Source organism: Pseudomonas solani, assembly GCF_026072635.1.
GTDB lineage: Bacteria > Pseudomonadota > Gammaproteobacteria > Pseudomonadales > Pseudomonadaceae > Metapseudomonas > Metapseudomonas solani.
On sequence record NZ_AP023081.1, the window covers coordinates 124,095 to 137,032 of the forward strand.

Here is a 12,938-nt window from a genome sequence, read left to right on the forward strand (position 1 = left end):
GCAACTCCTCGCAAACATGGGGCGCAGTGTACGCCAATCAGGTCCTACGGATAAAGTCCTAGTGTTTTAGTAGGAATTATTCGCGACAACTTCTCAGAAGTTCTGATAGCGGTTCATATCCAGCACGCCCGCCTCCACCGGCTCGGTTTCGCGGATGTAGGCCGAGAGGTCGTGGAAGTAGCGCCAGAACTGCGGGTGGCTGCGGCGGATGCCCCAACGCTCCACCACCTTGTCGAAGGCCGCCGTGTCCTTGACCTGGCCCAGGGCGCTGACGAACTCCGGCACCTCCTCGGCGCGCAGGTTGAACAGGAAGTTCGGGTAGCTGGTGAGCACGCTGGGGTAGATGGTCAGGGTGTCCAGCCCCGGCTGGTAGCGCAGTTCCTCGCCCATCATGAAGGCCACGTTGCTGTGGGCGCGGTTGCGCAGCACGCTGTAGACCTCGCGACGCCCGTCGGCCAGCTCCACACGCAGCAGAGTCGCTTCCGGCAACTGGTCGATTACCTTGAGCCCCGCCGCCGGCCGGCTGACCAGTTGGCTCAAGGCCTGCTCGGCCTGCTGCAGCGCCGGGTCGATCCCCGGGCGGTAGCAGTTGCCGGTGGTGCAGCGGTTGATCGGGTCCGGCCGCGCATTGAGGTCGGCGTAGCGCTTGAGCAGCTGCGCGGCGAAGGAGCCCTTGGCGCGCTCCACCGGGAGGAACAGCCCGGTGGGCGTGTCGTCGTCGATGTCCTCGTAGTCCAGCCACATCTTCAGCTTGCCGCTGTTCTGGTACCAGTCGTCGAGGATCGCGGTGCGCGACTCGGCCGGCATCAGGCGCAGGAAGTTGACCTCGGCACCATTGCGGATCAGGTCGAAGTACAGCCGCGTCTGCGCCTGGTGGGAGACGTTGCCATACACGTCGAAGTTGACCACCAGTTGGTAGTAGGTGCGCTCCAGCAGCGGGTAGTCCAGCAGCCACATCGTCTGCGGCACCTCGCCGATCAGGCCCTTGCGCACGAAGGCACTGTCGAACTGGCGGTAGATGGACAGCAGCGCGTTGTCGTTGCCGGTCCAGATATCCGCCCAGGTGGGGACCGGCGCGGCGGCATAGGCGTCGCGGCGCAGCTCCTCGTAGGCGTTGCGCTTGTCGCGGTAGCTGTACCACAGGCTCAGCAGCCCGCCGATCTCGTCGAACTGCCCGGGCATCGCCAGCAGCGGCGTCGCTTCGCCGCGGTAGGCCGCATCGGTGACGTAGAGGTCGTGTTGCGGGTCCTGGAACAGCGCCCAGAAGTTATCGCGGATCACGTCCGTGGCGATCTGCCCACGGCACACCGGCCCGCGGATGAAGGTGCGCACGAAGTACTCGGCGTTATCCAGCATGAACTGGTAGCGCGCCTGGGCCGGGATGGCCTCGAAGGTTTCGAAGGGGTTGGCCCGACGCTGGGCGCCATAGCCAGGCACCTTGTCGGTGCTCCAGTCGCTGCCGAAGAACAGTTCGTTGACCCGTGCCAGCTTGGCGTCGTCCAGCGGGTAGGTGATGTGCGTCTTGTGCACGATCACGCCCTGGATCGGCCACAGGCGGTAGTAGAAGTCGGTGCCCGGGTCATCGTTGGGGCGACGCGTGGCGATGGGGTCGATGGGCTGCCCGCTGGGCGTACGCGAGCGCACCAGTTGGAAGAAATGCCCGCTCTTGCCGCCATCGAAATACAGGTGGGCGAGGAACAGGTGCTCGAACAGCCAGCGCCCCACCAGCACCTCGCGGGCGCCCCGGGCGTTGAGCAGGGTCTCCCACTCGGCCACCTGGCGCGCCTCGTCCGGCGTTGGCGTCGGCGCGACCTCTTCAACCGGTGCGCCGGCCGCCAGCCAGCGCTGCAGGGTCTGGTACTGCTGGTCGTCCAGCCCGGTCACGGCGAAGGGCATGCCGGCGTGGGCGAACGTCTTCGCGTAGCCGTCGAACTCCCCCGGCGCCGGGCACTGGTTCTCGCGGTTGATGCTGATGTCCAGGTCCGCCGGCAGCTTGGCATTGGGGGCGAGCGGCGTGCTGTGGCCGAGCTCCAGCATGCGCGCCATCAGGGCAGCCTGGGAGGCCTGGCCGTGCAGTACGGAATAGAAGTCCTTCTGCCGCCAGGCCGCTTCGCCACGGGCGTCGAAGTACAGCCGGGTGGTGGGTTGGGCCTGGGTGCGGGTGCCGTCGTAGACCGGCTTCTTGGTCGCCCCGCGCGTGGCCCCCTCGGCGCTGCCCAGGTTGAGCTGGCACGGCGAGTCGTAGCAGGCGTGGCAGGCCACGCACTTCTCGGTGAAGATCGGCTGGATGTCGCGGCTATAGGAAATATCCTCGGCCTGCGCCGCAGCGCCCAGGAACAGGAAGGCGGCGGCGAACAACGCGCGATACGGCATGAAGCATTTTCCTTGGCGAACGGACCGGCGGATTCTACCGGCATCCGCGCTGCGCTGCAGCGCACCGGTAGCCAAGGTGGTAGCGATGGGCTGCGCCCTCGCGGCGCAGCGCCATCGCCCCGCTGGCCGCAGCGGCTCAGCTGTAGGTCAGGCCCAGGCCGGCGGCGATGCGCTCCAGGGTGGCCTTTTCTTCCTTGCTGATCTTGCTGCCGAAGCCGAGGAAGCCGCCGGAGGCCGAGGCCACCGTCTTGCCCAGGCCCAGCAACGCCTGCTTGAACGCCTGCGCCTCCTCCGCCGATACCTTGGTCTCGACGATCAGGCGGATGCGCAGCAGTTCCTGGGCGTGATTGAACGGCGTGGTCAGCAGTTCGGTCAGCAGCTGCGGCACATCGGTGATGACGTTGGTGATGATGCGCGAGTACAGCTCGCCACCTTCCTTGGCCGAATCCCCCAGCTGCTTGACGAAGGCCTGGGCCTCCTTGTTGTCGAGCTTGCCATCGGCGGCGGCCACCAGCAGGAACACCATGAAGGGCGCGCGGCGCAGGGCCTGGAACTCCTCGGCGGTGAAATTGGTGTTCTCCTGGCCGTGGAAGCCGGAGCTTTCGCCCGCCTGATCGACGAAGTTGCTGTTCCACACCTCCAGGGCTTCCTCGTTGTTCTCCAGGCCATCGAAGAAGGCAGCGGCCAGCTCCTGGAGTTCGTCGTTGGAGAAGCCCGCACCAGCCGAGGCCTTCGGCTTGTGCACGGCGAAGCCGGCTTCGTGGCCGGCGTTGCGATAGGGCAGCAGCCACTGGAAATGGCGCTGCTTGTCCGAAGCGAAGCGGATGTCGACGATCAGGCAGTCGGTCTTACCGGTGGGCAGGGTGACCAGGCCGTCGCGGATGAACACGGCGCCCAGCTTGTCTGCGGCCAGGTTGGTGATGCGCGCATCGCCCTGCTGCATGGCCTCCACCGAGCAGTCCATGAACAGCCGTTCCATGCTGGTCTGCTGGTCCGTGCCCAGGTAGCCGACGATGGGGATCAGCATCTCGCCGGTAGCAACGCCCTGTACTGCATGACCGGCCCAGTAGCCGGCCATTTCCATCACTTTCTTCGCCTGTTCCATCGAACTGCTTCCTTGTATGTGCTCAGTCTTGCGTGCGGTGTGGGGTATTCGGGTGGCGTGTCTTTCGCCTCTTGGTGGGCCTTGCCCTGCTGCACTAGCGAGGTGCCAGCATCAATCTGCAACAGCCGCGCCTGCCTGTGAAGGGCGGCAGCCGGCTTTCGTGACCCAGATCGACAATCCGAGGCACTCGCCGCTCCACCGCCCGTCCGCCAGGGCCTGCCGAGCGTTGCAGACGTGAACGCCGTCATCTCTCACGGCGAGCCGCCGGCGTATCCTGCCGCCACGCCAGACCGCCAGGGATGATGTCGGCGCAGCTACAGGGACCGTTCTCGGGGCCGCCGTCCGGCTCTCCCCCTCCTGAACTGCAGCCGAACGCCGCCCGGCCGGCCCCCGCCATGCCACAGGAGACCCTGACCATGAAACCCCTCGCCGGCGCCCTTGCCGCCCTGACCCTCAGCGCCTGTGCCCAGGCGTCCGATTGCGGCTTCGCGCCGCTGAAACTGGTGGCGAGCCCCGAGGCGCCCACCACCTTCGTCGGCGACGGCCAGCACCTGCAGGTGCGCTTCGTCAACGAGAACCCGGACATCGCCGAGCCCGACTCCTTCCCCGAGCCGCCGGTGGTGCTGCTGGACAAGGCCAGCGGCAAGAGCTGCAACATCGAGGACGGCGGCATCTGGGCCCGCGACCCGCTGTTCCTCAGCCGCGACGAGAAGCGCCTGGTGACCTACGAGTTCAGCGGCTCCAACGGCGAGCTGGTGGCCTACGACACCGCCACCTGCAAGGTGCTGCACCGCCAGGACATCACCGGCAAGCGCGCGTCCATCGAGGGCGAAGAGCTGGTGCTGGGCGCCGACTGCGACGACACCGGCAACTGCAAGACCCACGCAAAGCAACCCGTACAGCCTTTCTGCAAACCCTGATAGGGATGAGTCAATGAGCCTCGACACCTGCATCGTCAACGCCGCCACCGCGGCCTGGGACCAGAGCTTCATCGCCGGTACCCTGAACAAGAACAACTGCTCCGGCTTCCTCCAGTCGGTGGCCGCCACCCTCGGCGTACCGATTCCCAGCGGCAACGCCGACGCCATCATGGGCGGCCTGCCCCAGGCCACCGGCTGGAAGGAACTGGCCAGCGGTGACGAAGCCGCGCAGAAGGCCTCCCAGGGTTACTTCGTGATCGCCGGCATCAAGGGCAGCGACCACAACCCGGCGCGCAACAACGGCCACGTCGCCGTGGTCATCGGCGGCACCCTGTACCGTGGCAAGTACCCCCGCGTGTGGTGCGGCAGCATCGCCGGCTCGGTCGGCCAGAGCCAGGGCCTGCGCTCGGTAGGCGAGGTGTGGAACCGCACCGACCGCGACCTGGTGAAGTACTTCGTCTACGCCACGGCCAGCTGCCGCGGCTGATCCCCCCGCGCCGTGGATGACCCTCCCTCATCCACGGCCGCGTTCCCCGTTCTCCCCCGCCACGCCTGCATCCCCGCGCACCGGGCCCGCCAGGGCTGTCGCGACCTTTCGCCGCAACCAACATGAGCCATTTTCATGCGTCAGCCGGTGGGCGGTCGATCCCCTTCATCTTTGCTATGCTTCGCACCCTTTTCCGCCCAGCTAGTCAGGTCCTCCATGTCCAGCCCGCTCACCGATCGCAGCGCTCGCCTGCACGCCCTCCACCAAGCCCTCAAGGAACGCATCCTGATCCTCGATGGCGGCATGGGCACCATGATCCAGAGCTACAAGCTGCAGGAGGAGGATTACCGCGGCGCGCGCTTCGCCGACTGGCCGAGCGACGTCAAGGGCAACAACGACCTGCTGCTGCTGTCGCGCCCGGACGTGATCCAGGCCATCGAGAAGGCCTACCTCGACGCCGGTGCCGACATCCTCGAGACCAACACCTTCAACGCCACCCAGGTGTCCCAGGCCGACTACGGCATGGAATCCCTGGTGTACGAGCTGAACGTCGAGGGCGCGCGCCTGGCCCGTGAAGTGGCCGACGCCAAGACCCTGGAAACCCCGGACCGCCCGCGCTTCGTCGCCGGCGTCCTCGGCCCGACCAGCCGCACCTGCTCCATCTCCCCCGACGTCAACGACCCGGGCTACCGCAACGTCACCTTCGACGAGTTGGTGGAGAACTACACCGAGGCCACCAAGGGCCTGATGGAAGGCGGCGCCGACCTCATCCTGATCGAAACCATCTTCGACACCCTCAACGCCAAGGCGGCGATCTTCGCCGTGCAGGGCGTGTTCGAGGAGCTGGGCGTCGAGCTGCCGATCATGATCTCCGGCACCATCACCGACGCCTCCGGCCGCACCCTCTCGGGCCAGACCACCGAAGCCTTCTGGAACTCGGTGAGCCACGCCAAGCCGATCTCCGTGGGCCTGAACTGCGCCCTCGGCGCCAAGGAACTGCGCCCCTACCTCGCCGAACTGGCGGGCAAGGCCGGCACCCACGTCTCCGCGCACCCCAACGCCGGCCTGCCCAACGCCTTCGGCGAGTACGACGAGACCCCGGCGGAAATGGCCGTGGTGGTCGAGGAGTTCGCCGCCAGTGGCTTCCTCAACATCATCGGCGGCTGCTGCGGCACCACCCCGGGGCACATCGAGGCCATCGCCAAGGCCGTGGCCAAGCACCCGCCGCGCGTGGTCCCGGAGATTCCCAAGGCCTGCCGCCTGTCGGGCCTGGAGCCCTTCACCATCGACCGCCGCTCGCTGTTCGTGAACGTCGGTGAACGCACCAACATCACCGGCTCCGCCAAGTTCGCCCGCCTGATCCGCGAGGAGAACTACACCGAGGCCCTGGAAGTCGCCCTGCAGCAGGTGGAAGCCGGCGCCCAGGTCATCGACATCAACATGGACGAGGGCATGCTCGACTCCAAGGCGGCGATGGTGCGTTTCCTCAACCTCATCGCCGGCGAGCCGGACATCTCCCGCGTGCCGATCATGATCGACTCCTCCAAGTGGGAGGTGATCGAGGCCGGCCTGAAGTGCATCCAGGGCAAGGGCATCGTCAACTCCATCTCGATGAAGGAAGGCGTCGAGCAGTTCAAGCACCACGCCAAGCTGTGCAAGCGCTACGGCGCCGCGGTGGTGGTGATGGCCTTCGACGAGGTCGGCCAGGCCGACACCCAGGCACGCAAGGAAGAGATCTGCCAGCGCAGCTACGACATCCTGGTCAACGAAGTGGGCTTCCCGCCGGAAGACATCATCTTCGACCCGAACATCTTCGCCGTCGCCACCGGCATCGAGGAACACAACAACTACGCGGTCGACTTCATCAACGCCTGCGCCTACATCCGTGACAACCTGCCCCACGCGCTTTCCTCGGGCGGCGTGTCCAACGTGTCGTTCTCCTTCCGCGGCAACAACCCGGTGCGCGAGGCGATCCACTCGGTGTTCCTCTACTACGCCATCCAGAACGGCCTCACCATGGGCATCGTCAACGCCGGCCAGCTGGAGATCTACGACGAGATCCCGAAAGAGCTGCGCGACGCCGTGGAAGACGTGGTGCTCAACCGCAACGCCAACGCCACCGAAGCCCTGCTGGCCATCGCCGACAAGTACCGGGGCGACGGCGCGGTCAAGGAAGTGGAGAACGAGGAATGGCGCTCGCTGCCCGTGGACAAGCGCCTGGAACACGCGCTGGTCAAGGGCATCACCGCCTTCATCGTCGAAGACACCGAGGAATGCCGCCAGCAGTGCGCGCGCCCCATCGAGGTGATCGAAGGCCCGCTGATGTCCGGCATGAACGTGGTCGGCGACCTGTTCGGCTCCGGCAAGATGTTCCTGCCCCAGGTGGTGAAATCCGCCCGGGTGATGAAGCAGGCCGTGGCCCACCTGATCCCCTTCATCGAAGAGGAAAAGGGCGACAAGCCGGAAGCCAAGGGCAAGATCCTCATGGCCACCGTGAAGGGCGACGTCCACGACATCGGCAAGAACATCGTCGGCGTGGTACTCGGCTGCAACGGCTACGACATCGTCGACCTTGGCGTGATGGTGCCGGCGGAGAAGATCCTGCAGACCGCCATCGCCGAAAAGTGCGACATCATCGGCCTCTCCGGCCTGATCACCCCCTCGCTGGACGAGATGGTCCACGTCGCCCGCGAAATGCAGCGCCAGGGCTTCGAGCTGCCGCTGATGATCGGTGGCGCCACCACCTCCAAGGCCCACACCGCGGTGAAGATCGACCCGCAGTACAGCAACGACGCCGTGGTCTACGTCACCGACGCCTCGCGTGCCGTGGGCGTGGCCACCCAGTTGCTGTCCAAGGAACTCAAGGCGGGCTTCGTCGAACGCACCCGTGCCGACTACGTCGAAGTCCGCGAGCGCACCGCCAACCGCGCCGCCCGCACCGAGCGCCTGGCCTACGCCGACGCCCTGGCCAACAAGCCGGCCTTCGACTGGGCCGGCTACCGCGCGCCCAAGCCGAGCTTCACCGGCGTGCGCGTGCTGGAAGACATCGACCTCGCGGTGCTGGCCGAGTACATCGACTGGACGCCCTTCTTCATCTCCTGGGACCTGGCCGGCAAGTACCCGCGCATCCTCACCGACGAAGTCGTGGGCGAAGCCGCCACCGCGCTGTTCGCCGACGCCCAGGCGATGCTGAAGAAGCTCATCGACGAGAAGCTGATCAAGGCCCGTGCGGTGTTCGGTTTCTGGCCGGCCAACCAGGTCAACCACGACGACATCGAAGTGCGTGACGACCAGGGCAAGCCGCTGGCCACCCTGCACCACCTGCGCCAGCAGACCATCAAGCCCGACAGCAAGCCCAACCTGTGCCTGGCCGACTTCGTCGCGCCCAAGGAAAGCGGCGTGGTCGACTACGTCGGCGGCTTCATCACCACCGCCGGCATCGGCGCCGAGGAAGTGGCCAAGGCCTATGAGGCCAAGGGCGACGACTACAACTCGATCATGGTCAAGGCCCTGGCCGACCGCCTCGCCGAGGCCTGCGCCGAATGGCTGCACGAGCGCGTGCGCAAGGAACACTGGGGCTACGCCGCCGACGAGCACCTGGACAACGAGGCGCTGATCAAGGAGCAGTACAACGGCATCCGCCCCGCTCCCGGCTACCCGGCCTGCCCGGACCACACCGAGAAGGCCACCCTGTTCAACCTGCTGGACCCGAGCGCCAGCTTCGACAAGCCCGGCGTCAGCGGCGTGTTCCTCACCGAGCACTTCGCCATGTTCCCGGCGGCGGCCGTCAGCGGCTGGTACTTCGCCCACCCCGAGGCGCAGTACTTCGCGGTCGGCAAGATCGAGCGCGACCAGGTGGAGAGCTACAGCAAGCGCAAGGGCCAGGACCAGGCCGTGAGCGAACGCTGGCTGGCGCCGAACCTCGGCTACGACTACTGACCCCGACCAGGCCCGCGCAATGCGGGCCTGGTTCTTTCTGGCTCCCAGCGGCGCAACGATGGGTTTCGCGGGGCTCTACCCATCCTACGGGTGCCCAGTCCGCGCGGCTTGGTGCTCTTCGTAGGATGGGTCGGGCGGCGTTCCGCGAGCGAAACGAAACCCATCACCGCGATGCCCCCCGACACGCTCGATCACTCCCTGAACGCCCCCCAGAAACGACCACTCCTCCGAAACCACTGCAGGAACCCCGACATCGGCCGACACGCCTTTCAGAGGCGCAATGGCGCGGGCACTGCTATTGCATAGGAAGTGCCTGCCGCGCCTCTGCCGTGCGCCGCCTTCCAGCTCGGGAATCGAGGAGTACCGAATGTCTCTGCTGCCTGACCGCATTTCCAGCCGCCTGACCCTGGGCGCGATCTTCCTCCTGTTGCTCACCGCCCTCGCCGTGTTCGCCATCATGGTGTTCCGTGGCCAGCCCCGGGTGGTGGCGGAAAGTAACGCCCTGATCGAGCAGACCGGCAGCGCCATCGTCCGCCAGCTCGGCCTCAAGCTCGCCGGCATCGAGGGCCTGGCGGTGAGCATGGCGCACCTGGCCGAGGTGCTGCCCCGGGAAGAGGCACAGTACCGCGACAACTACCCCAACCTGATCGACAACAGCGGCGATGCGGCCATCGCCGGCGGCGGCATCTGGCCGGAGCCGGGCGCCTTCACCGAAGGCGTCGACCGCCGCAGCTTCTTCTGGGCACGCGGTGCCAACGGTGCGCTGGAATACTCCGACGACTACAACAAGCCCGAAGGCCCCGGTTACCACAACGACGCCTGGTACACCGGCGCGCGCAGCGCCAGCGGCAATGCCTGCACCTGGTCCGAGGCCTACCAGGACCCGGTCAGCAAGGTGCCCATGGTCACCTGCAGCGTGCCCTACAAGCTGCAGGGCCGCTTCGCCGGGGTCAGCACCATCGACCTGCGCCTCGACGACCTCGCCGCCTTCCTCAAGGACCAGGGCAAGGTCACCGGCGGCTATGCCTTCGCCCTCGACCCGGCCGGCAACATCCTGTTCTTCCCCCTGCCGGGCAGCGGCGCCGAAGCCAGCATGCAGAAGTTCGACGACCTCGCCGCCCGTGAAGCCTGGCTGCAGCCGCTGGCGGAGGCCCGGCGCAAACTCGGCTCCAGCGGCACCGCCAGCGTGGCGCTGGACGACGACGCCCTGCTGGGCGAAGCCAGCCAGGCCAACCTCTTCGTGATGCCGCAAACCCGCTGGACCATCGGCCTGGTCACCCCTCAGGCGCGGGTCACCGGCCTGGCGCGCGCGCTCACCTACGAGTTGCTGGCGTTCCTCCTGCCGCTGCTGGGCCTGCTGCTGTTCTTCGTTTGGCTGGCCGGGCGCAAGGTGCTGGAGCAGCTCGGCGAAACCACCGCGCAGATCGACGCCCTCGGCAGCGGCCAGGGCCACGGCGGCGCGCTGACCATCCTCCGTGATGACGAGATCGGCGGCCTGCGCCGTTCGGTCAACCAGTACGCCGGGCGCCTGCAGGGCATGCTCCAGGTGATCGCCGAGGAATCCCGCCGCTTGCAGGAAGAAGCCGCCAGCCTCGGCCGCCTCAGTGGCGCCCTGCTCCACCGCGCCGAGCAGCAACGCCAGGAAAACACCCAGCTGGCGGCGGCCATCACCGAGATGTCCTCCAGTGCCAACGAGGTGGCGCAGAACACCAACGACTGCGCCGACACCGCCCAGCGCTCCCAGGGCGTGGTCAGCGAAGGCCAGCAGAAGGTCAGTTCCAACAGCCGCTCCATCCAGGCGCTGTCCAGCGAAATGGCCGCCGCCGCCGCGGTGATCGCGCGCCTGGAGCAAGACAGCCAGCAAGTGGGCGCCGTGCTCGATGTGATCAAGGCCATCTCCGAGCAGACCAACCTGCTGGCCCTCAACGCCGCCATCGAAGCGGCGCGGGCCGGCGAGCAGGGCCGGGGCTTCGCTGTAGTCGCCGACGAGGTGCGCTCCCTGGCGGCCAAGACGCAGAGCTCGGCCAACGAGATCAGCACCATGATCGCCAGCCTGCAGCAGGCCTCGCGCCAGGCGGTGCAGGCCATGCAGGCCGGCGAGGCACGCACCCGCCATGCGGTGGAGGAAGCCGAAGGCGCGGCCACCGCGCTGTCGACCACGGTGCAGAGCTTCGACGACATCTCCCAGCGCGCCCAGCAGATAGCCGTCGCCGCCCAGGAGCAGAGCCACGTGACCCAGGAGATCAACGAACTGGCGGTGCGCATCCACTCGGTGAGCGAGGAAAACGCCCGCGATGCGGTGGACCTGGACACCCTCGGCCAGGCGATGCGCCAGTCGGCGACGCGCCTGGCGGAGCTGAGCCGGGGCCGCTGAAGGCCGCGACCCCATGCCGCCCTGGGTGAGGGGCGCCTGCTGCTAGCATGGCGCCCCCTCATTGCCACAAGGAACCGGCATGCGCCTTCCTCGTACCTGTGTCCTGCTGCTCCCCCTCCTGCTCGGCGGCTGCGGCAGCTTCATCGCCCGCGGCGACAGCGCCCACCTGGTCGACGCCGACTACTACAAGGGCACCCAGGCCGACTGGCAGCTGCTGACCGATGGGCTGAACAGCGGCTACGCGCCCTTGACCCTGTTCTGCTGGATGTCGCTGGTCTGCCCGGTGGCCACTCTGGCCTCGATCCCACTGGACCTGGTGGTGGACACCGCACTACTGCCCCACGACCACACCGCGCGGCCCTGAAGGCCGCGTCGCCCCTACTTAAGCACGAACGCCGGTGGTAGGATTCGCGCCCCATGCGCATCCAAGACCTGCACGACCGCCTTGCCGCCCTCGGCGCCAAACCCATCCACCGTGGGCGGGTGATCCGCGCCTGGCTGCAGGGCAAGCCCCTCGATGCCTGCACCCTGCGCCAGCAAGCCCAGGACTTCCTGCCCATCAGCGTGCGTGAAGGCCTGCCGGCCCTGGCCGAGGAGCTGGACAACCTCGCGCGGCTGCGCTCCGAGCATCCCGCCGCCGACGGCTCGGCACGGCTGCTGGTGGGCCTGGCCGACGGCCAGATGGTCGAAAGCGTGCTGCTGCCCCGCGACGGCCTGTGCGTCTCCAGCCAGGTCGGCTGCGCCGTGGGTTGCGTGTTCTGCATGACCGGCAAGAGCGGCCTGCTGCGCCAGGTCGGCAGCCTGGAGATCGTCGCCCAGGTGGCCCTGGCGCGGCGCTACCGCAAGGTGAAGAAGGTGGTGTTCATGGGCATGGGCGAGCCGGCCCACAACCTCGACAACGTGCTGGAGGCCATCGACCTGCTGGGCACCGACGGCGGTATCGGCCACAAGAACCTGGTGTTCTCCACCGTGGGCGACCCGCGCGTCTTCGAGCGCCTGCCCCAGCAGCGGGTCAAGCCGGCCCTGGCGCTGTCGCTGCACAGCAGCCGTGCCGAGTTGCGCGAACAACTGCTGCCCAAGGCGCCGCGCATCAGCCCCGAGGAACTGGTGGAGCTGGGCGAAGCCTATGCCCGCACCACGGACTACCCCATCCAGTACCAGTGGACGCTGCTCGCCGGCATCAACGACAGCCAGGAGGAAGCCGACGGCATCCTGCGCCTGCTCAAGGGCAAGTTCGCGGTGATGAACCTCATCCCCTACAACAGCCTGGAAGCGGACGACTACCAGCGCCCGGGCGGTGATCGCATCATCGAGCTGGTGCGCTACCTGCACAGCCGTGGCGTGCTCACCAAGGTGCGCAATTCCGCCGGCCAGGACATCGATGGCGGCTGTGGCCAGTTGCGCGCCCGCGCCGAGAAGGTCAACACCCGCCTGCTGCATCCCGTGCATTGATCCGGGCAACCTGCCGGGGGCGAGCTAAGCTTGTGCCCCACGGAGGTGCACCATGGACGACAGCAAGATCGACGACGACAACCAACGCCCCCTGACCTTCCGCGAGATGCTCCACAGCGTCGCGGCGGCCGCCTTCGGCGTGCAGAGCGGCAAGAACCGCTCGCGGGACTTCAGCCGTGGCAAGCCCAGCCACTTCATCATCCTCGGGGTGCTCTTCACCCTGGTGTTCGCGCTGACGCTGTTCGGCGTGGTCAAGCTGGTGCTGCACCTCGCCGGGCTGTAGTGCGT

9 protein-coding genes and 1 pseudogene are annotated in these 12,938 nt (G+C 67.3%); 8 read left to right on the plus strand and 2 right to left on the minus strand.

Annotated features, from left to right (window positions below; genetic code table 11):
* Positions 1-93: 93 nt before the first annotated feature.
* Together PSm6_RS00640 and PSm6_RS00645 are read right to left on the minus strand one after the other, a co-directional pair.
* The gene (locus PSm6_RS00640; protein WP_265169270.1) at positions 94-2,373 is read right to left on the minus strand and encodes a fatty acid cis/trans isomerase; all 2,280 of its coding nucleotides are present in this window, start codon (positions 2,371-2,373) and stop codon (positions 94-96) included.
* A 136-nt stretch (positions 2,374-2,509) separates the two neighbouring features.
* Complete coding sequence (locus tag PSm6_RS00645; RefSeq protein ID WP_265169271.1) at positions 2,510-3,478, minus strand: TerB family tellurite resistance protein; 969 nt, start codon at positions 3,476-3,478, stop codon at positions 2,510-2,512.
* Positions 3,479-3,894: 416 nt separating this feature from the next.
* Here PSm6_RS00645 and PSm6_RS00650 point away from each other — a divergent pair, with 416 nt between their 5' ends.
* The 8 genes and pseudogenes from PSm6_RS00650 (at position 3,895) to PSm6_RS00680 (ending at position 12,933) form a co-directional block, all read left to right on the plus strand.
* Positions 3,895-4,398 (plus strand): hypothetical protein, encoded by a 504-nt coding sequence (locus PSm6_RS00650; RefSeq protein ID WP_265169272.1) that lies wholly within the window; start codon positions 3,895-3,897, stop codon positions 4,396-4,398.
* A 13-nt stretch (positions 4,399-4,411) separates the two neighbouring features.
* On the plus strand, positions 4,412-4,885 hold the full coding sequence (locus PSm6_RS00655) for a hypothetical protein (protein ID WP_021216804.1): 474 nt from the start codon (positions 4,412-4,414) through the stop codon (positions 4,883-4,885).
* Positions 4,886-5,101: 216 nt separating this feature from the next.
* Positions 5,102-8,824 carry a methionine synthase gene (gene metH / locus PSm6_RS00660; RefSeq protein ID WP_021216805.1) on the plus strand — a complete coding sequence of 1,241 codons (3,723 nt, stop codon included), beginning with the start codon at positions 5,102-5,104 and terminating at the stop codon, positions 8,822-8,824.
* Between the two features lie 580 nt (positions 8,825-9,404).
* A pseudogene (locus tag PSm6_RS30375) lies at positions 9,405-9,797 on the plus strand (cache domain-containing protein); the annotation flags it as partial.
* Positions 9,798-9,917: 120 nt separating this feature from the next.
* Positions 9,918-11,198 carry a methyl-accepting chemotaxis protein gene (locus tag PSm6_RS30380; RefSeq protein WP_371877104.1) on the plus strand — a complete coding sequence of 427 codons (1,281 nt, stop codon included), beginning with the start codon at positions 9,918-9,920 and terminating at the stop codon, positions 11,196-11,198.
* A 79-nt stretch (positions 11,199-11,277) separates the two neighbouring features.
* A complete protein-coding gene (locus PSm6_RS00670) occupies positions 11,278-11,562 on the plus strand; it encodes a YceK/YidQ family lipoprotein (RefSeq protein ID WP_021221768.1) in 285 nt (94 codons plus the stop codon).
* A gap of 53 nt (positions 11,563-11,615) precedes the next feature.
* Positions 11,616-12,650 carry an RNA methyltransferase gene (locus PSm6_RS00675; RefSeq protein WP_021221769.1) on the plus strand — a complete coding sequence of 345 codons (1,035 nt, stop codon included), beginning with the start codon at positions 11,616-11,618 and terminating at the stop codon, positions 12,648-12,650.
* A gap of 52 nt (positions 12,651-12,702) precedes the next feature.
* Entirely contained in the window at positions 12,703-12,933 is a 231-nt protein-coding gene (locus PSm6_RS00680; RefSeq protein WP_021221770.1) for a DUF2970 domain-containing protein, read from the plus strand.
* Positions 12,934-12,938: the final 5 nt, after the last annotated feature.

Excerpts from the sequence above, each read along its gene's own strand:
- PSm6_RS30380 (WP_371877104.1), top strand. The coding sequence starts at position 9,918 with ATGCAGAAGTTCGACGACCTCGCCGCCCGTGAAGCCTGGCTGCAGCCG.
- PSm6_RS00675 (WP_021221769.1), top strand. The coding sequence starts at position 11,616 with ATGCGCATCCAAGACCTGCACGACCGCCTTGCCGCCCTCGGCGCCAAA.
- PSm6_RS00640 (WP_265169270.1), bottom strand. The coding sequence starts at position 2,373 with ATGCCGTATCGCGCGTTGTTCGCCGCCGCCTTCCTGTTCCTGGGCGCT.
- PSm6_RS00650 (WP_265169272.1), top strand. The coding sequence starts at position 3,895 with ATGAAACCCCTCGCCGGCGCCCTTGCCGCCCTGACCCTCAGCGCCTGT.
- metH (WP_021216805.1), top strand. The coding sequence starts at position 5,102 with ATGTCCAGCCCGCTCACCGATCGCAGCGCTCGCCTGCACGCCCTCCAC.
- PSm6_RS00655 (WP_021216804.1), top strand. The coding sequence starts at position 4,412 with ATGAGCCTCGACACCTGCATCGTCAACGCCGCCACCGCGGCCTGGGAC.
- PSm6_RS00680 (WP_021221770.1), top strand. The coding sequence starts at position 12,703 with ATGGACGACAGCAAGATCGACGACGACAACCAACGCCCCCTGACCTTC.
- PSm6_RS00645 (WP_265169271.1), bottom strand. The coding sequence starts at position 3,478 with ATGGAACAGGCGAAGAAAGTGATGGAAATGGCCGGCTACTGGGCCGGT.
- PSm6_RS00670 (WP_021221768.1), top strand. The coding sequence starts at position 11,278 with ATGCGCCTTCCTCGTACCTGTGTCCTGCTGCTCCCCCTCCTGCTCGGC.